Origin of the sequence: Pseudomonas sp. GM_Psu_1, from assembly GCF_026544185.1 — a bacterium.
Classification (GTDB): domain Bacteria; phylum Pseudomonadota; class Gammaproteobacteria; order Pseudomonadales; family Pseudomonadaceae; genus Chryseomonas; species Chryseomonas oryzihabitans.
This window is the reverse complement of the sequence record NZ_JALNUX010000003.1, coordinates 389,405-406,967: the sequence shown is the minus strand read 5'-3', so window position 1 is coordinate 406,967 and position 17,563 is coordinate 389,405. Positions and strand designations below refer to the sequence as shown.

The 17,563-nt window shown below is 67.7% G+C and carries 15 protein-coding genes; 5 read left to right on the top strand and 10 right to left on the bottom strand.

The genetic code is table 11. The features are described from left to right. Nucleotides 1–9: 9 nt before the first annotated feature. Together OXS31_RS07020 and OXS31_RS07015 are read right to left on the bottom strand one after the other, a co-directional pair. Nucleotides 10–1,305: a sorbosone dehydrogenase family protein gene (locus OXS31_RS07020; RefSeq protein WP_267398460.1), complete on the bottom strand. Its 1,296-nt coding sequence runs from the start codon at nt 1,303–1,305 to the stop codon at nt 10–12. After that, nucleotides 1,302–1,730, bottom strand: a complete 429-nt coding sequence (locus tag OXS31_RS07015; RefSeq protein WP_027602114.1) for a DUF2231 domain-containing protein — start codon at nt 1,728–1,730, stop codon at nt 1,302–1,304. Before OXS31_RS07015 ends, OXS31_RS07020 begins: the two co-directional genes overlap by 4 nt. 262 nt (nt 1,731–1,992) lie before the next feature. Between OXS31_RS07015 and OXS31_RS07010 the strand changes: the two genes are divergently transcribed. Further along, nucleotides 1,993–3,117, top strand: coding sequence for an MFS transporter (locus OXS31_RS07010; protein WP_267398450.1), 1,125 nt, complete (start codon nt 1,993–1,995; stop codon nt 3,115–3,117). 55 nt (nt 3,118–3,172) lie between these two features. Here the strand turns inward: OXS31_RS07010 and OXS31_RS07005 are convergent, their stop codons facing one another. Together OXS31_RS07005 and OXS31_RS07000 are read right to left on the bottom strand one after the other, a co-directional pair. Continuing rightward, nucleotides 3,173–4,498, bottom strand: coding sequence for a M20/M25/M40 family metallo-hydrolase (locus tag OXS31_RS07005; RefSeq protein WP_042133815.1), 1,326 nt, complete (start codon nt 4,496–4,498; stop codon nt 3,173–3,175). A gap of 356 nt (nt 4,499–4,854) precedes the next feature. Further along, a complete protein-coding gene (locus OXS31_RS07000) occupies nt 4,855–5,817 on the bottom strand; it encodes an aromatic alcohol reductase (RefSeq protein WP_267398449.1) in 963 nt (320 codons plus the stop codon). A gap of 92 nt (nt 5,818–5,909) precedes the next feature. Here OXS31_RS07000 and OXS31_RS06995 point away from each other — a divergent pair, with 92 nt between their 5' ends. Together OXS31_RS06995 and OXS31_RS06990 are read left to right on the top strand one after the other, a co-directional pair. Next, complete coding sequence (locus OXS31_RS06995) at nt 5,910–6,377, top strand: helix-turn-helix domain-containing protein (protein WP_267398448.1); 468 nt, start codon at nt 5,910–5,912, stop codon at nt 6,375–6,377. Nucleotides 6,378–6,505: 128 nt separating this feature from the next. Next, complete coding sequence (locus tag OXS31_RS06990) at nt 6,506–7,129, top strand: VOC family protein (RefSeq protein WP_267398447.1); 624 nt, start codon at nt 6,506–6,508, stop codon at nt 7,127–7,129. A 33-nt stretch (nt 7,130–7,162) separates the two neighbouring features. Here OXS31_RS06990 and OXS31_RS06985 read toward each other — a convergent pair whose 3' ends face one another. The 6 genes from OXS31_RS06985 to OXS31_RS06960 all read right to left on the bottom strand — a co-directional run bounded on the left by OXS31_RS06985 (nt 7,163) and on the right by OXS31_RS06960 (nt 15,272). After that, complete coding sequence (locus tag OXS31_RS06985; protein WP_267398446.1) at nt 7,163–8,377, bottom strand: HD-GYP domain-containing protein; 1,215 nt, start codon at nt 8,375–8,377, stop codon at nt 7,163–7,165. 186 nt (nt 8,378–8,563) lie between these two features. Beyond that, nucleotides 8,564–10,192 carry a methyl-accepting chemotaxis protein gene (locus OXS31_RS06980; RefSeq protein WP_267398443.1) on the bottom strand — a complete coding sequence of 543 codons (1,629 nt, stop codon included), beginning with the start codon at nt 10,190–10,192 and terminating at the stop codon, nt 8,564–8,566. A gap of 139 nt (nt 10,193–10,331) precedes the next feature. Beyond that, entirely contained in the window at nt 10,332–10,973 is a 642-nt protein-coding gene (locus tag OXS31_RS06975; protein ID WP_267398441.1) for a response regulator transcription factor, read from the bottom strand. Next, on the bottom strand, nt 10,970–12,028 hold the full coding sequence (locus OXS31_RS06970; protein WP_267398440.1) for an ATP-binding protein: 1,059 nt from the start codon (nt 12,026–12,028) through the stop codon (nt 10,970–10,972). The genes OXS31_RS06975 and OXS31_RS06970 overlap by 4 nt, the downstream gene beginning before the upstream one ends. A gap of 26 nt (nt 12,029–12,054) precedes the next feature. After that, nucleotides 12,055–13,362: a nitrate/sulfonate/bicarbonate ABC transporter ATP-binding protein gene (locus OXS31_RS06965; protein ID WP_042133801.1), complete on the bottom strand. Its 1,308-nt coding sequence runs from the start codon at nt 13,360–13,362 to the stop codon at nt 12,055–12,057. Nucleotides 13,363–13,517: 155 nt separating this feature from the next. Then, entirely contained in the window at nt 13,518–15,272 is a 1,755-nt protein-coding gene (locus tag OXS31_RS06960) for an ABC transporter permease subunit (protein WP_267398438.1), read from the bottom strand. A 278-nt stretch (nt 15,273–15,550) separates the two neighbouring features. Here OXS31_RS06960 and OXS31_RS06955 point away from each other — a divergent pair, with 278 nt between their 5' ends. Beyond that, a complete protein-coding gene (locus tag OXS31_RS06955; protein WP_074582685.1) occupies nt 15,551–16,552 on the top strand; it encodes a substrate-binding domain-containing protein in 1,002 nt (333 codons plus the stop codon). Continuing rightward, a complete protein-coding gene (locus tag OXS31_RS06950) occupies nt 16,549–17,562 on the top strand; it encodes an ABC transporter substrate-binding protein (RefSeq protein ID WP_150338762.1) in 1,014 nt (337 codons plus the stop codon). The genes OXS31_RS06955 and OXS31_RS06950 overlap by 4 nt, the downstream gene beginning before the upstream one ends. Nucleotide 17,563: the final 1 nt, after the last annotated feature.

Genomic DNA, 17,563 nt, shown 5'->3' with positions numbered 1-17,563 from the left:
TCTCGCACCTTACTGGGTACGCGTCACGCGCCAGACGGTGTTGGCCAGGTCGTCGGCGATGAGGACGCCACCGCGCTGATCCACGGCCACCCCGACCGGGCGGCCGCGGGTCTTGCCGTCGTCGCCGAAGAACCCGGTAGCGAAGTCGATGGGCTCGCCAGCCGGACGGCCCTGCTGGAAGGGTACGAAGACCACGCGGTAGCCCACCGGCTTGTCACGGTTCCAGCTGCCATGCTCGCCGACGAAGACGCCATCGGTGAATTGCCCACCCACCGCCGCGGTGGAAAAGGTCACGCCCAGGGCGGCGACGTGGGAGCCCAGGCTGTAGTCGGGCTTGATGGCGGCGGCCACCTTGGCCGGATCCTGCGGCTGGGCGCGGGTGTCGACGTTCTGCCCCCAGTAGCTGTAGGGCCAGCCATAGAAGCCGCCTTCGCGGATGGAGGTCAGGTAGTCCGGCACCAGGTCCGGGCCGATCTCGTCGCGCTCGTTGGCCACCGCCCAGAGCTGGCCGCTGTCGGGCTGTATGGCCAGGGCGGTGGGATTGCGCACCCCGGTGGCATAGTTCTTGTGCGCACCGCTCTGGGCATCGATCTGCCAGATCACCGCGCGATCCACCTCGACGTCCATGCCGCGCTCGCCGACGTTGCTGTTGGAGCCGATGCCCACATAGAGATAGCGACCATCGGCACTGGCAGCGAGGGACTTGGTCCAGTGGTGGTTGATCGCCGCCGGCAGCTCGACCAGCTTGTCCGGCGCGCCGCTGGCCTGGGTCTGGCCGTCCTGATAGGGAAAGCTGACCAGGGCATCCTGGTTGGCCACGTAGATCCGGCCGTTGGCGAAGGCCAGGCCATAGGGCGCGTTGAGATTCTCGGCGAACACCGTCTTGAGTTCGTACTTGCCGTCGCCATCGGCGTCGCGCAGCAGGGTCAGGCGATTGCCGCCCTTCACCTGGGTATTGCCCTGGGCCTTGATGTAGCCGGCGATGACGTCCTTGGGCTTGAGCTTGGGCGCATTGCCGCCGCGGCCCTCGGCCACGAGGATGTCGCCATTGGGCAGCACCAGCATCTGTCGCGGAATGCGCAGGTCGGTGGCGATGGCGGTGATGGTGTAGCCCTGGGGCACGCTGGGGGTGCGATCGCCCCAGGGGGCAGGCTCGGCGATCTTCATGCTCGGCAGGAGGCCGCGCTGAGGTTCGGGCAGCTTGGGATCGGGACCGCGGGCCTGGGTGTCGGCGCCGCCCTCGTTGCCGCAGGCGGCCAGCAGCACGGCCAGACCCAGGACGCTCAAGACTCGTGGAGTGCTCATCGGACCACCTCCGAACGCAGGTTGGAGAGACCGATCCAGGCAGCCACCAGGCTCAGCACCGACACGATCACCGAGAGGATCAGCCCGGCGGGCATCACCGCCCAGGCGTCCTTGGCATGTTCGAAGGCATTGACTAGCCCCAGCACCCAGGCCAGCAACAGCAGGAGGAAATAGGCCGCCGGCCGGCGACCGCGGAAGCGCGCGCCGAACAGATTGCCGAGGGCGAACAGCAGCGCCAGCCCGGACAGCAACAGCGCCCCGGCGATCAGCCAGGCGGCGAAGTTGGCCCACTGGATCTGCTGGGTCTGGTAGTAGGCGATATCGCTGAGCAGGCCGCCGATGAACAGCGGGACGGAGCCGGCCAGCAGCAGCGCGTGCAGCGGGCCGGGCCGGACAGGGTGGTAATGATGGGCAGCTACGGTCACTGACGACTCCTTTTCATGACGGGACGTGGCAGGGCCGGGCAGCCACTGCGCGGCGCAAGACGCACTGAAAAGGATTGCGCGCGCCCGCGGTTAGTTCAGCCGTTTCGCCTGGCGGACACCTCTTGCAAAAGAAGAGATAATGACAGTCTCGTTGCAGCCACGGCCTCTGCCTGGCGCCTGTAGGGCCGAGCCGTCACTGCAATCCGCTGTCCAGTCGCCGACCGCCGGGCTGGACGTCACCTCCCACAGGAATCTCTTGCGCATGACCTCTTCCCGGTCCGTCGACCAGGCCTCCCGGCGCGCGGCCATCGTCCTCGCCTGCTGCCTGCCCAGTGACGTGCTGCTCTATCTCGTCCTGCCCATGTACGCCCCGGTCTTCGGCATCACCCTGATCGAGGCCGGCATCCTGCTGGCCGCCAACCGGGTGATCCGCATCGTCGGCTACCGCTATGTGGTGCAGCTCTATGCCCGCTTCGGCGATCGCCGCAGTCTGGTGGTGGCTTCCGCAGTGGCCGCCCTCTGCGCCCTGGGCAACGCCAATCTCTCGGGTTTCTGGGCACTGGTGGGGTTGCGCCTGGCCTGGGGCCTGAGCTTCGCCACCTTCAACCTGTCCACCCAAGTGCTGGCCACCGCCGATCCGGCCGGCGCCGCCCGGCGCACCGGTACGTCCCGGTCGCTGATCGCCATCGGTCCCATGCTGGCGCTCTCGGTGGGCGCCTGGCTGACCCTGCAGTACGGACCGCGCGCCGTGCTGCTGCTGAGCAGCGGACTCTGCCTGATCGGCCTGCTGCTGGCCCTGGCGCTGCCCCGCGCCGGGCACGAATTGCCGGCGCCCGGACGGCGCCTGCGCTGGCCGGATCGCATCGTCACCTGGTCCTTCATCGAAGGGGTGACCCTGGACGGCCTGTTCATCTTCGGTCTATCGGCCTTTTCCCAGGCGGTACTGGGCGGCAATGCGGTGCTGGTCGCTGGCTTGCTGATGGCGCTGCGTTATCTGTCCGACATGCTGCTCAGCCCGCTCGGCGGGCGGGCGGCGGATCGCTATGGCGCGGCGCCCATGCTGGTGGTCTGCTCGACGCTGACCGCGCTGTTCCTGATCGCCTTCGGCTTTCACTGGCTGATCCTCGGCGCCGGCGGGGTGCTGATCCTGCGCGCCCTGCAGATCCCCCTGGTGGTGACCCTGGTCGCCACCCGCCATCCCGGTCAGGCCCGGCTGCCGGCGCTGGCCTCCAACGCCATGTGGCGCGACGTGGGCGCCAGCGTCGGTCCGCTGCTGGCCGGGGCGCTCATTCCGCTGGTGCCCTCGACCCTGCTGTATCCACTGTCCGGCCTGGCGATCCTGGTCAGCTCCCTGGCCTGCCTGCGACTGAAGCCGGCGAGCGAATGAACCCGCTGGCCCTGGCACCGCTCCCGTGCGGGGCGGTGCCAGGGCCGGCTGCGGGCTACTTGCCCTTGGCCTGCAGCACCGGCTCGCTGACGCCCTTGACGCCGACCAGGGTCAGGCTGGTCAGCAGCACGTTCTGCGGGCCTTGATAGGCGTCCACCGGCTTGTACCATTCCGCCAGCGAGTGGGCACTGCCACCCTCCCCCCCACCGCTGATGGTCATGGCCGGAATACCCAGCGACATGGCGGTGTTGGAATCGGTGCTGCCACCGCTGAGGGTGACCTTGGCGCCCTTGGTGACCGCCGCAATGGAGCGCTGCGCCGTCTGCACCATGGGCGAATCCTCCGCCGTACCGCCGGCCGGACGATCGCCGATCAGCTTGATGTCCACCGAGATCTGGTCGGTCTCCCAGCGCTGGTTCTCTTCCTTCACCGCGTCCTGCACCAGGGCCAGAATCTCCTTCTCTTCGGCCAGCAGCGCGGCCTCTTCGTTGGATCTCATGTCCAGGGTCAGGCGCGCCTCGCCGGCGATGGCATTGACCGAGGTGCCGCCCTGCACCGTGCCCACGGTGAAGGTGGTCTTGGGCTCCTTGGGCGGACGGACCTCGGCGATCTTGGCAATGGCGCGACCCATGGCGTGGATGGCGCTGGGCCGACCGAACTCGGCGAAGCTGTGGCCACCCGGTCCCTTGAAGGTCATCTCGTATCTGTGGCTGCCGGTACCGCGATTGACGATGCGGCGCACGTCGATGCCATCCACCGAGATGAAGCCGTCGATGCCCTGGCGATCCTTGAACAGCGCCTTCACCCCGCGCAGGTTGCCCAGCTCTTCCTCGCCCACGGTGCCGACGAAGACCAGGTCGCCCACCGTCTCGATGCCACTCTTGTTCAGGGCGTCGATCACCGACAGCAACGCCGCCAGGCCCCGGGCGTCATCGCCGATGCCGGGGCCGTAGGTCCTGCCGTCCTTTTCCTTGAGGGTCAGGTCGGTGCCCTCGGGAAACACCGTGTCCAGGTGCGCCGACACCACCAGCTGCGGCCCCTGGCCAGTGCCCTTGCGGGTAGCGATCACATAGCCTTCCGGGGCGATGCTGGCGTCCTTGAGACCCAGCTCCTGGAAGCGCTTGAGGTAATACTCGGCGCGCACCTTTTCCTTGAACGGCGGCGCGGGAATCTGGGCGATGTGCTTCTGTTCCGTGAAGGTCCGACCATCGTCGGCGCGCAGCGCTTCCAGCGCCTTGGCGACCCGGGCATCGCCCTGGACGGCGGACAGGGAACCCTCGACCCCCGGCGCGGCGGCCAGGGGCAGCGCCAGGGTAGCGGTTGCGGCGGTGAGCACTAGAGCGGAAAAGCGGTTGGCCAAGGCCGAACGAGCAAAAGACATCTGACACTCCCATTGCCTGAATTGGTATTCCGATCGAGCACAATCGTCAGACGAATGCGCCCTGCCTGACCCTAGGTGTCCGCGCACGAAAGGTCAAAGCACGGGACGCTCTCGGATATGTGGCGTCGTTCAGGGTGCTCTGCGCGACTCATGCGTCCAGAAACCTGCGCCCCTCGTCCGCCAGTCGCCGCTGCCGGGGGCAGATCTCGGTGCCGCGTTCGGCCAGGGCGGCATGCGGAAGGGTCGGCACAGGCAGAAGCGACGGGTAAGGCGTTATCGGAAATACCCGAAGCCGCCCTACGTCTTTAGTGAATCTTGGCGATGCAGGAAAGGAATGACCCGAAGTCCTGCATGCTTCACTCGGCCCGTCCGGCCTCGACCAGGTGCTCCCGCGCCCACTGCTCAGCACTGGTCACCGCGATCCCGTGCCGAGCATTGAAGGTGGTCTCCATCGGCCAGGCGACGCCGCGGCCCTGGGCGAAGACGGCGCGATACTTCCAGATGTGCTTGAGCTGCTCGTCAGGCTCTTTCTCCAGCTCATCGAGCAGCTGGGGAAGCGTCCACACCCGGGTGCTGAAGGGCCGCTGCAGCACCCGCTCCAGCAGCCCGGCCAGCTCGCCATAGGCCAGGGTGTCACCGGAGAGATAGACGATCTCGTTACGAAAGCGCGGCTCGAAAAACACGATCTCCGCCGTCAGCCTGCCGATATCCTCGGGCGTCGTCAGGGTCACCTGGGTATCCAGACTGCCCAGCGCTCTGACGGTATCCGTCACGAGATCGACGACCTCGAACGCGGGTTCGAACAGGAAGCTGGTAAACATCCCGGTGGAAATGATCACCCACTCGGTCTGGGTCTGGGCGCGCAGCAATTCGCGCACCTCGAGTTGCGCATCGAACAGGTCCTGGGGGCTGCCGCGGCCGATGACGTCGTAGTCCACCCCGAATTGCCAGGGGAAGTAGCGCTTCACACCCGAGGCGAGTGCCGCACGCGCCAGCTTCATGGGGGTTTCCCGGCCAGCGACCATGCCGGCGCAGCCAATGACGGTATCGAATCGCGCGAAGACCGCCGCCACTTCGGCGATGGAATCCTTGACCAGGTCGCCCGCCACCAGGGTGATGCCAAGCGCGCGCAGCTCGTCCAGCTCCCTTTTCTTGCCAGCGTCCTGGCTGTCGAGGGTGGACTGGCGCAGCAACACGCTCACCTTCGAACCAGGTTTCTCCTTGGCAAGCCGGGCGAGATTGCGCAGTACCGGCAAGCCGAGTTCACCCGCGCCAAGCACTAGAATGGATTGGGTAGCGGTAGGGAATGGGTTAGTCATCATGACTCCTGACGTCAGGTATAAGATGAGCGAATGCTGGCAGACGCCAGCGGCGCTCAGAAGAAGGCACACGCGTGATACCAGGGGACGAGATGACCGATCTGGAACTCCTCCAACAGTCCGAAGCCATCTGCCAGACACTCAGGCGGGACGAAGACGGCGTACGCCGCGAGGTGCTGACCCATGCGGGCAGTCGTTGGTCCCTGGGGGTCCTGCATGCGCTGGGGGTCTATGGCGTCATGCGGCACGCCGAACTGGCGCGGCAACTGTCGGGCATCACTCAGCGGATGCTGACCAAGACCCTGCGCGCCCTCGAACGCGACGGCCTGCTGCTGCGGCACGACTTCGACGAAGTCCCGCCCCGGGTCGAATACGAGTTGACGCCGCTGGGCATGAGCCTGCTGCTCCGGATGACGCCCATCTGGACCTGGGTTATCGAGAATGTGGAAGATTTTCGGGCCGCGCGCCGCGCCTTCGATGAGCGAGGCCCGGAGAAGCCGGCGTGGCAATCGCCCAGACCGTTGCCGAACGAGCCTACTGGCGAAGACCCTCGGACCTGAGTGGGACCGCCAGGACCACCGACCGCGCTCCACGGCAGCTGGTGTCCTGAGTCGGGCCCACCAGTGAGCCCTGGGCGGATCATGCCGCTTCTCTCGTGCTCCACCTTGTCCGCTCAGGAGCCTTCCCCATGAGACATTCCCGCCTGGATCACCTGGTCATCGTGGCCCCGACCCTGGCCGCGGGCGTCCGGTATGTCGAGGAGCGCCTCGGCGTGGCGCTGCAGCCCGGCGGCCAGCATGCGCGCATGGGTACCCACAACCTGCTGCTGGGGCTGGGGGACGGCTATCTGGAAGTCATAGCCCCGGACCCGGACGCGCCGCCGCCGACCAGACCGCGCTGGTTCGAGCTGGATCAGCTGGCACCGGACGCTGCGCCCCGCCTGGCCCACTGGGCGGCCGGGACCCAGGGCTTGGCGCAGGCGAATGCGCACCTCACGCGGACCTTCGGCCGCATCGAGTCGATGAGTCGCGGCGCGCTGGCCTGGCAGATCTCGATCCATGCCGATGGGCAGCTGCCACTGGGCGGGGTCCTGCCCAGCCTGATCGACTGGGGCAACGCCCGGCACCCGGCGGCTGGGCTGGTCGATCAGGGCTGTCGCCTGCAGCGCCTGGAGCTCAGGCATCCCGATGCCGCGGGGCTCGGGCAGCAGCTGGAGGCGATCGGCTTCTCCGGACCCGTCGCGGTGCTGCCTGGGGAGAGACCCGGCTTGTTGGCCTACCTGGAGACGCCGACGGGTCTGAAGACCCTCTGACGGTCGGCCCCCAAACGGCGACCCCTCATCCGTTCAGCCAGGCACCACCAGTCCCTTGGCGCGGTAGGCGTCGATGTCGATGCCATAGGCACCCGAGGGTTTCACCTCGCGAACGCTGACCAGGCGGCCCTGCTCATCGAGCGGATTGCGCGCCAGGTCGAGCACCCGCTCCGGGCGCGGCTGCTTGCTGGCGTCCAGCACGATCAGCACGCGCGGCTTCAATTTGCTGCCGGCATCGAAGCCGATGATGATGCCTACCTCGCCGGTGCTCAGCTCGACGATCTCGCCCGGCGGATAGACGCCGATCAGCTGGATGAAGGCCAGCACGACGACTTCGTCGAATTGCGTGCCCCGGGCTTCGAACAGTACGCGCAGGGCTTCCAGGCTGGAGCGGCCCTCGCTGTAGGGGCGATCGCTGGTGATGGCGTCGTAGGCGTCCACCACGGCGATGATCCTGGCCTTGAAGGGGATGCGGTGCGCCGGCAGCTGGCGGGGATACCCCTTGCCATCCATGCGCTCGTGGTGGGTATGGGCGACGTCGACGGCGGCCGGCGGCACCTCGCTGTTGGCCATCAGCAACTGATAGCCGTAGGTGGTATGGGCCTGCATGATGCGAAATTCTTCGTCGGTCAGGCGGCCTGGCTTGTTGAGGATCTCGTCGGGCACCTTGATCTTGCCGACGTCGTGCAGCATGCCGCACACCCCCAGTTCTTCCAGTTCGAGAGGCAGCAGGCCCAGCGCCTTGCCCAGGGCGATGGCATAGAGCGAGACGCGCAGGCAATGCTCCGCGGTGTAGTGGTCGCGCTGCTTGATGCGCGCCAGCCAGAGGCTGGCCGCGGGGTGCTTGAGCACGCTTTCGACGCACTCGCCGACCGCCCGGCGTACTTCGCCGACGTCGAGTTCCTTGCCGAACTTGACGGCGTCGAGCATGCGCATCGACACGGCCCGGGCTTCACGCCACACCGGTTCGGTGGTCTTGACCTCATCCCGGTAGTCGATGGCATAGGTCTTGGCCTGAGCGCCTGCCGACAGGCTGGCGGACAGCGGCGTCACCGTATGGCTCTGGCGGCGATCCACCCAGACGAATTCGCAGGTCTCCTGCAGGGTGCGCAGGTCGTGCGCGTTCTGGATGGGAAAGCCCTGGAACAGGAAGGGCGTGCCCGCCCAGGGTCGATCCAGTTCGCAGACGTACATGCCCAGCTGCAATTGGGAGACAGGTACTCTGAGACTGTATTGGGACAGCGCCATGGTTTCTCTGCGAGAGCGTCGAGGGACGAAACTAAATAGGTATTACAATAACCATTGATACCAAAAAGCCACTACTCGGGAAAGCGCCCGGCGGGTTCGGGCCGATGAGCCGGCGAAACAGGGTGGCCAAAGGTAACCGAATGTAAGAAGAGCGGGCGCGCGACCGCCGTCAGCGCGCCCTGCCCCTTACGCCAGCTTGAAGCGGCGCACCAGCGTCTGCAGTTCACCGGCCAGTTCCGACAGCTGCTCGCTGGCGCCCACGGTTTCGCGGTTGCCATCGCTGGTCTGCACCGACAGATCGCGGATGCTGATGAGGTTGCGGTCCACCTCGCGGGAGACATGGGCCTGCTCTTCGGAGGCGGTGGCGATCTGCAGATTGCGCTCGTCGATCAGGCGCACGGCCTGGAGGATGTCGCTCAGGGCCGTGCCGGCTTCCTGGGCGATCACATAGGTGGCCTGGGCCTGGGTAGTGCTGAGCTGCATGGAATCCACGGCTTCGGCTGAGCCCTTCTGGATCGCCTGGATCATCTGCTCGATCTCGCGGGTCGAGGTCTGGGTGCGGTGCGCCAGGGCGCGGACCTCGTCGGCGACCACGGCGAAACCGCGGCCCTGCTCGCCCGCGCGGGCGGCCTCGATGGCGGCGTTCAGCGCCAGCAGGTTGGTCTGCTCGGCGATGGCGCCGATCACGCTGAGCACCTGGCTGATGTCCTGGGCCTGCCCGGCCAGACCTTCGACCTGGACCGAAGTCGACTGCACCTGCTGGGTGAGACGCTGCATGGCGTCGAGGGCCTGGCCGACTTTGGTGTTGCCGTTTTCCGCCGCAGCACTGGATTCCCGCGCGGCCTGGGAGGTGGACGAGGCGTTGCGCGCCACCTCTTCCACGGCGGCGCTCATTTCGGTGACCGCGGTGGCGGCCTGGTCGATCTCGGCGTTCTGGCTGGCCAGGGCGCGACTGGCCTGGTCGGTGACGGCGTGCATGGTGCGGGCGGTATCGCTCAGGCGGTCGGACGAACGCGAGATGCCATGCAGGGTGTCCTTGAGATTGTCCTGCATCTGCGCCAGGGCGCGCATCAGGCCGGCGGCTTCGTCCTTGCCGGTGGGATCTATCCTGCCGGTCAGCTCACCCTGGGCGATGGCATTGGCCACGGCCAGGGAGTCGCCGATCGGCTGGGCCAGGCTACGGGTCAGACGCCAGGCCAGCAGCAGGGTCACCAGCACCGCCAGCAGCATGATGCCGACCACGATGCTGACGCTGCGGTCATAGATGCCGGTGGCCGCCTCCCCCGCGTGACGGGCGCCTTCGCCGTTGAAATCGCGCAGGCGGGTCAGTTGCTCCTGATAGCCTTCGGCCCGCTGGCGCTGCTCGCCATTGGCCAGCCTGAGGGCCTCGGCGCGATCGCTGGCGGCCAGGGTGACGATGCGATCCAGCCCGTCCAGGTAGCCTTTCATCTGCAGCGCGGCCTGGTCGAAATTGGCGCGCTCTTCAGCGGTGGAGATCAGATGGTCGCGGTAATAGGCCGTGCGCGCATTCATCAGATCGCGATTCTGCTGGATCTTCCGCGCTGCCATGGCCATGGCGGCGCTGTCCTCAGTGGCCAGCAGCCGAATGCTCTCCAGCCGGGTGTGCATCAAGGCGATCTGGATGTCATCGGTGGTCTGGACGCTTGCCAGCCACTCGGCCTCCATCGCCTGCTCGGTGGCGCGCAGGGCCTTGAGCTGGACCAGGGCGAAGGCCCCCAGCAGCATCACGAACAGGGTGACTGCACCGAAGCAGAGGATGGCGCGGGGGGCGATGCGTAGCTGACGAAGGTTCAAGACGGGCTCCTTGGATCGGCGAAAGGCGATCCTCTAAAACCCGTATCGACTGACTATTGCCTTTCTTTAGCGCGCAAGTGATTGGCGCGACAACCAGACTGCGGAGTCTGTCCAGCGGCTGTACGCCCGACAGGAAGGCCTAGCCGCGCGACGCCTCCAGCCGCTCGACCATCTTCACCAGTTCCGCCAGGGAACCGGCCTGCAGCTTGCGCATCAGGGCGGCGCGACGCACCTTGACGGTGATCTCGCTGACCCCCAGCTGGGCGGCGATCTGCTTGTTGAGCAGCCCGGTCACCACCCGCGCCAGCACCGCTCGCTCGCCGTCGTTGAGGGTGTCGAGGCGGCTCTGGAGGTCCTGCAACTGGCGGCGCTGGGCATGGGCGTCCTGCGCCTTGCGCAGTGCCTGGTCGATGGCATCGAGCAGGTCCTGGTCGCGAAACGGCTTGGTGAGGAATTCCAGGGCGCCCTGCTTCATCGCTCGGACCGACATGGGGATGTCGCCATGGCCGGTGATGAAGATGATCGGCAGCGCCAGGCCGCGGCGCTGCAACTCCTGCTGCAGATCCAGGCCGTTCATGCCGGGCATGCGCACGTCCAGCACCAGGCAGCCCGGCGCGTCCAGCCGGGCCCGCTCGAGAAAGTCGGCGGCCGAGACATAGCTGCGGGTATCGAGCCCCACGGACGCCAGCAGGTCTTCCACGGCGGCGCGCACCGAGGCGTCGTCGTCCACCAGGTGGACCAGGGTGGGCTGAGTTTGGTCGGTCATGCTCGCTGAGGTCATGGTTGTGGATCCTTGGGCAGGCTGCAGTAGACCCCAGTGCCGCCCTCCGGCAACGAGGTGGCCCAGATCCGCCCGCCGTGGGCTTCGACGATGGAGCGACTCAGCGCCAGGCCCAGGCCCATGCCCTGCGCCTTGGTGGTGTAGAAAGCCTCGAACATCTGCTCGCGCGCCACGGACGTCAAGCCACGACCGCTGTCTTCCACGCCGAGGCGGATGGCGCCGGCGGTGTCCTGCCCCACCTGGATGACCACCCGCCGCTGTTCGGGCGGTATCCCTTCGAGGGCGTCCAGGGCGTTGAGCAGCAGATTGAGGATGACTTGCTGCAGCTGGCTTTCGTCGGCCAGCAGCGGCGGCAGGCCCTCCTGCAGGCGCACCTCCACGGCGACCTGGCGCTGGCTCAATTCGGCGCGGACGAAATCCAGCACCTTCTCCACGGTATCGGCGACGTTGAGCCAATCCTTGGCCACCTGCGCCTGGCGCACCAGACTGCGCACCCGGGCGATCACCGCGCTGGCGCGGTGGGCGTCGTCGATGACCCGTTGCGCGGCCTGCACGGCACGCTCCACCTGCGGCGGCTGATTGCTCAGCCAGCGCTGGCAGGCGTTGCCACTGGCGGCGATGGCGGTGAGCGGCTGATTCACCTCGTGGGCGATGGACGCGGCCAGTTCACCCAGCTGGCTCAGGCGCCCGGCCTGCACCAGGCGCGTCCGGGCCGCATCGGCGGCGCGCTTGGCGGCCTCCAGGCGCAGCGACAGGGCGGCGACCGCGACGATGGCCAGCAGGCTGATGATGCAGTTGACCAGCCCCGCCTCCTGGTCGCCGCTACGGGTGGCGACATAGCTGCAGAGCACCAGCAGCGTGCAGCCCAGGGCGGTGACCGTGACCCCGCGCGCGGACAGAAAGCCGGCCGCCAGGAGCACCACCACCACCTGGAAGACGCCGATGGCGATCTCCCGGTCGGTGAGGGTGTCCAGCAGGGCGATGCCCAGCGCCAGGGCGCAGTGGCCCCCTAGCCGCAGCCAGTGGGTGGTGGTGGCGAAGGGTCGTCGATCCATGGCCAGTTTCTCGTTCGTGGTCGCTCTTAACCTGGATTTTCCAGGCTGAACATATCGGCCGCTTGATCATAGGCGAAGAGCTCACCATAGCGCCCCCACTGGATGGCGCTGCCCAGGGTGCGGGCGGCGTCGGCTTCGTCCATGAAGTCCTCCAGTTCGTCGCGGAAGCGCCGCGCCGGCGCCGTGTGGCCCTGGCGATCGTCCAGCACCCGGCGGATATGGGCCACCAGCGGCACGAAGTTGAGCAACTGGCGGGCGAACAGCTGCTTGCGCACGTCCACCCCCGCCTCGACGTAGGCGCGCCCGGCCGGCAGCAGGCGCAGATCGCCGCCTTCGAGGACCGCCAGGCGCAGCAGTTGCAGCACCTCGGCCAGGGGAAAGAGCTCGTCGAGCGCATAGCCCAGCCCGCCGGCCAGTTCCGGCAGGTCGGCGCGACCGTCGTAGGGCGCGGCCTGGACCGCCTCCAGCAGGCCGGCCAGGGCGTTGGTCGAGACCGTCGGCAGCCGCATGCCCAGGCCATTGCCGGGAACCCCTGCGTCGTGGGGTGCCGGGGTGGTCTCGCCGGTCATGCGCACATAGATCTCCTCCACCAGTTCGCGAAAGGCCGGATCGTGGCGATTGCGCGGCTGCGGCAGGTCGATGCGGATCTCGCTGGCGACACGCCCGGGATTGCTGGAAAAGATCAGCACCCGATCGCAGAGCAGCACCGCCTCGGCGATGTTGTGGGTGACCATGAGGATCGAACGGATCGGCATGCGCCCCTCGACCCAGAGGTCGAGCAGGTCGGTGCGCAGGGTCTCGGCGGTGAGCACGTCCAGCGCCGAGAAGGGTTCGTCCATCAGCAGCACGTCCGGGTGCACCACCAGGGCACGGGCCAGGCCGACGCGCTGGCGCATGCCACCGGAGAGCTCCTTGGGATAGGCGCTCTCGAAGCCGTCCAGGCCGATCAGGTCGATGGCGGCCAGGGCGCGACGACGGCGCTCGTCCAGCGGCACGTGCAGGGCTTCCAGGCCGATCTCGACGTTCTGCAGCACGGTCAGCCAGGGAAACAGCGCGAAGCTCTGGAACACCATGCTGACCCGGGCGCGCTGGCCGTCGTCCTTGGGCGGGAAGTCGACGGTGCCGCCACTGGGGGTGAGCAGGCCGGCGATGGATCTGAGCAGGGTCGACTTGCCCGAGCCGGAGCGCCCCAGCAGGCCAACGATCTCGTTTTCGTGCAGGGTCAGGGACACTTCGTCCAGCACGACCCGGGCCGGGCCGCCGGCGTTGCCATAGAGCTGGCGGACGTTTTGGACGTCGATGAGGGGACGGGCATTCAGCGCGGTCAGGTTCATGGCATTTCTCCTCTGGAGCCTGTTTAAAGGCTAGCGAGCTAGAGACAGACAAGGCGGAAATGGCTGAGGAAGCGGAGTTTACGAGTGGTAAATGAGCATTCCGAAGCCATTTCCAACGCAGTTCGGCCGACGCGCAGCAGCCTTTGAACAGGCTCTTAGTCGAGCCGTAGGCGCCGCGCGGCGTAGGCATACAGGGGCCGCCACAGCAGCCGGTTGAATCCGAGTACGAAGATCGACATCACCACGATGCCCAGGGCGACCCGCGGGAAATCGCCGGCGGTGGTCATCTGCGCGATGTAGGCGCCCAGGCCATGGGCCTGCAGGCGTTCATTGCCCCAACTCACCACCTCGGCGACGATGCTGGCGTTCCAGGAGCCGCCCGCGGCGGTCAGGGCGCCGGTGACGTAGTAGGGAAAGATCGCCGGCAGGGCCAGCTGCCGCCACCACTGCCAGCGCTTGAGACCGAACAGCCGGGCCGCTTCGCGCAGGTCGTTGGGCAGCACGCTGGCGCCGGCGATGACGTTGAACAGGATGTACCACTGGGTGCCCAGCACCATCAGCGGCGACAGCCAGATGTCCGGATTGAGGTGGAAGCTGACGATGCCCACCACCGCCACCGGGAACAGCACGTTGGCCGGAAAGGCGGCCAGGAACTGGGCCACCGCCTGCAGGCGCTGCGACCAGCCGGGGCGCAGGCCGATCCAGACGCCGATGGGCACCCAGATCAGGCTGGCGACGGCGATCAGCAGCAGCACCCGGGCCATAGTCAGCAGCCCCAGGCCGAGCACCGCGACCGCTTCCACCCAGTAGACGTCGGCGGCGATGAAGCGGTACAGCGCATAGACGCCATAGGGCAGCACCACCAGCAGCGCGCCGTACCAGAGCACGTCCAGCCCGCGCTGCAGCCAGGCGCGGCGGTGCGGCGCCAGGTGCCAGTGCGGCCAGGCGCGGCGGATCCGCGGGGTGGCGAGCTGGGTGCAGAAGCTGCCGAAGCCGCCCAGCATGCGTCCCAGGCGCGCACGCCGGACCAGGTCGTAGACCCAGGAGCGCGGCACCTGCTGGCTGGCGGTCTGCTCGACGCGGAAGCGATCGGCCCAGGCCACCACCGGGCGGAAGAACAGCTGGTCGTAGACCAGGATCACCAGGCCCATGGCCAGCACCGCCCAGCCGATGGCGGCGATGTCCTGCCGGGCGATGGCCAGCGCCAGCCAGGAGCCGATGCCCGGCAGGTTGATGGTGTTGTCGCCCACGGTGATGGCTTCCGAGGCCACCACGAAGAACCAGCCGCCGGACATGGACATCATGGTGTTCCACACCAGGCCGGGGATGGCGAACGGCAGCTCGAGGCGAAAGAACCGGCGCCAGGGCGACAGCCCGAACTGGCGGCTCACCTGCTGCAGGTCCTCGGGCACGGTGCGCAGCGACTGGTAGAAGCCGAACGCCATGTTCCAGGCCTGGCTGGTGAAGATGGCGAAGATGGCCGCGCACTCGGCGCCCAGCTGGCGACCGGGAAAGAGCCCCAGGAAGAAACTCACGGTAAAGGTCAGGAAGCCGAGGATGGGCACCGACTGCAGGATGTCGATGGCCGGCAGGATCAGCAGCTCCGCCTTGCGACTCTTGGCCGCCAGGGTGGCGAAGACAAAGGTGAACAGCAGCGAGGCGCCCAGGGCGATGAACATGCGCAGGGTGGTGCGCAGGGCGTACTCGGGCAGTCGCGCCAGGTCGAGGGTCATGGGATCGGCGTCGAGCACGGCCAGGGGCGCGCGCATCTCGGCGACGCCATGCCAGATCAGCGCCAGGGCGATCAGCCCGAGGACGAGGCAGAGGGCATCGGCCCACAGGGAGGTGGAACGTTGCCGCAGCGAGCGCGGCGCCACGGCGGGGGTGTAGAGGCCAGGAAGGGTCTTCATGGCGTACCTCTTTGAATGGGGGCCTTGGGAGAGCGGCCGGCCCTGCCGCGCAGGGTTCGGACACCGGGCTAATCTAGGCGCGCCATCCCGTCCCAGCCATCGAAACGATGGACGTTTGGCTATACCAAGGTATATCCCGCCCTCGCCTGCTGCCCTGCGCGCCGGAGGACCTACCGGCGCGCAGGGCCAGAGCAGAAGCTTCATGTCGCTGTCATCGTCCCGACATCTGCCGCCGGCATTGTCTGCCCCCAATGAGATCGATCTCAAACGAGGCCGGCATGACCGATCTGAAACAGGTAGCGCAACAGGCGGGAGTCTCCCGGGCCACCGCGGCACGTGCCTTCGCCACGCCCGAGCAGGTGCGCGAGAGCACCCGGCAGCGGGTGCTGGACGCCGCGCGCAGTCTCAATTTCCGCCCCAACCTGCTGGGCCGCCAGCTGCGCCAGCAGAGCACCCGGCTGATCGGCGTGGTGGTGCCGAGCCTGCTCAACCCGGTGTTCGCCGAACAGCTGCAGGCCATGGAGCGCACCGCGCGCAGCCAGGGCTATTCGCTGGTGATCGCCACCACCGACTACCAGCCGGAGCGCGAGGCGGCGGTGGTGGAGGAACTGCTGCGCCAGCGCGTCGCCGGTCTGGTGCTGACGGTGGCCGATGCCGACCGCAGCGAGGTGCTGGCCGAGCTGAGCCAGGAGCAGACGCCCTTCATCCTGGCCTATCACGAACCCCAGCGCCCCTATGCGGCGGTGGCGGTGGACAACCGTCAGGGCATGGCCATGGCCACCGAGCACCTGCTCGGCCTGGGACACAGCCGCATCGCCCTGGTCTCGGGGCCGGCCCAGCAATCGGATCGCAGCGAGCGCCGGTTCGCCGGCTATTGCCAGGCCATGGCCGCCGCCGGTCTGCCGACGCTGCCGCGCCTGGAACTGGCCAGTCACACCGACGCCGACTGGGCGGAGCTGGCGCCGCTACTGGAGCGCCACGCCCCGACCGCCCTGCTCTGCACCAACGATCTGCTGGCCATCAGCGTCATCGCCGAATTGCAGCGCCACGGGGTGCCCGTGCCCGCCGACCTCTCGGTGGTGGGCTTCGACGGCATCGCCATGGGCGCCCGCCTCGAACCCAGCCTGTGCAGCGTCATGCAGCCCTTGCAGAGCCTGGGCGCCGTGCTCGTCACCGAATTGCTGGCGCTGATCGCCGGCAGTGCCACCCACCAGCAGTGTCTGCCCTGCCTCGTCCGTCCCGGCACCAGTGCCGGCCCCTTGAAGGAGCCCTACCGATGAAATCACTCTTCCCCGTGCGTCGCCTTCTGGCCGGCGTGGCCCTGGCCTGCGGTCTGGCCAGCGCCCAGGCCGCCGAAACCGCCATCTGCTACAACTGCCCGCTGGAGTGGGCCGACTGGGGCGCCCAGCTCAAGGCCATCGCCGCCGACACCGGCATCGAAGTCCCCCAGGACAACAAGAACTCCGGCCAGTCGCTGGCCCAGCTGGTGGCCGAACGCGAAGCCCCGGTGGCCGACGTCGTCTACTACGGGGTGACCTTCGGCATCCAGGCCGCCAAGGCCGGGGTGCTGCAGCCCTACCAGCCCAAGCACTGGGACCAGGTCCCGGCCGGCCTCAAGGACCCCAAGGGTGAATGGACCGCCATCCATTCCGGCACGCTCGGCTTCATGGTCAATACCCAGGCCCTGGGCGGCAAGCCGGTGCCGCAGCGCTGGGCCGATCTGCTCAAGCCCGAGTACCGCGGCCTGGTGGGCTACCTGGATCCGTCCAGCGCCTTCGTCGGTTACGTCACCGCAGTGGCGCTCAACCAGGCCCTGGGCGGCAACCTCGACGACTTCGGCCCAGCCATGGCCTTCTTCAAGAAGCTGGCCGCCAACGATCCTATCGTGCCCAAGCAGACCGCCTATGCCCGCCTGCTCTCCGGCGAGATCCCGATCCTGGTCGACTACGACTTCAACGCCTACCGCGCCCGCTACAAGGACAACGCCCCGGTGGCCTTCGTCATTCCCCAGGAAGGCAGCCTGACGGTGCCCTACACCATGAGCCTGGTGAAGGGCGCGCCGCATCGCGCCAATGGCGAGAAGGTGCTGGACTACGTGCTCTCGGACAAGGGCCAGGCGCTCTGGGCCCAGGCCTATCTGCGCCCGGTGCGGGACGTGCCGTTGCCGGCCGAGGTGAAGGCGCGCTTCCTGCCCGACGCCGACTATGCCCGCGCCGGCACCGTCGACTACGGTCACATGGCAGCGGTCCAGGAAGCCTTCGCCAAGCGTTATCAGGCCGAGGTGCGCTGAG

Excerpts from the sequence above, each read along its gene's own strand:
- OXS31_RS06985 (WP_267398446.1), bottom strand. The coding sequence starts at position 8,377 with ATGGCGCTGTCCCAATACAGTCTCAGAGTACCTGTCTCCCAATTGCAG.
- OXS31_RS06995 (WP_267398448.1), top strand. The coding sequence starts at position 5,910 with ATGACCGATCTGGAACTCCTCCAACAGTCCGAAGCCATCTGCCAGACA.
- OXS31_RS06975 (WP_267398441.1), bottom strand. The coding sequence starts at position 10,973 with ATGACCTCAGCGAGCATGACCGACCAAACTCAGCCCACCCTGGTCCAC.
- OXS31_RS06965 (WP_042133801.1), bottom strand. The coding sequence starts at position 13,362 with ATGAACCTGACCGCGCTGAATGCCCGTCCCCTCATCGACGTCCAAAAC.
- OXS31_RS07010 (WP_267398450.1), top strand. The coding sequence starts at position 1,993 with ATGACCTCTTCCCGGTCCGTCGACCAGGCCTCCCGGCGCGCGGCCATC.
- OXS31_RS06960 (WP_267398438.1), bottom strand. The coding sequence starts at position 15,272 with ATGAAGACCCTTCCTGGCCTCTACACCCCCGCCGTGGCGCCGCGCTCG.
- OXS31_RS07020 (WP_267398460.1), bottom strand. The coding sequence starts at position 1,305 with ATGAGCACTCCACGAGTCTTGAGCGTCCTGGGTCTGGCCGTGCTGCTG.
- OXS31_RS07000 (WP_267398449.1), bottom strand. The coding sequence starts at position 5,817 with ATGACTAACCCATTCCCTACCGCTACCCAATCCATTCTAGTGCTTGGC.
- OXS31_RS06970 (WP_267398440.1), bottom strand. The coding sequence starts at position 12,028 with ATGGATCGACGACCCTTCGCCACCACCACCCACTGGCTGCGGCTAGGG.
- OXS31_RS06955 (WP_074582685.1), top strand. The coding sequence starts at position 15,551 with ATGACCGATCTGAAACAGGTAGCGCAACAGGCGGGAGTCTCCCGGGCC.
- OXS31_RS07005 (WP_042133815.1), bottom strand. The coding sequence starts at position 4,498 with ATGTCTTTTGCTCGTTCGGCCTTGGCCAACCGCTTTTCCGCTCTAGTG.
- OXS31_RS06990 (WP_267398447.1), top strand. The coding sequence starts at position 6,506 with ATGAGACATTCCCGCCTGGATCACCTGGTCATCGTGGCCCCGACCCTG.
- OXS31_RS06950 (WP_150338762.1), top strand. The coding sequence starts at position 16,549 with ATGAAATCACTCTTCCCCGTGCGTCGCCTTCTGGCCGGCGTGGCCCTG.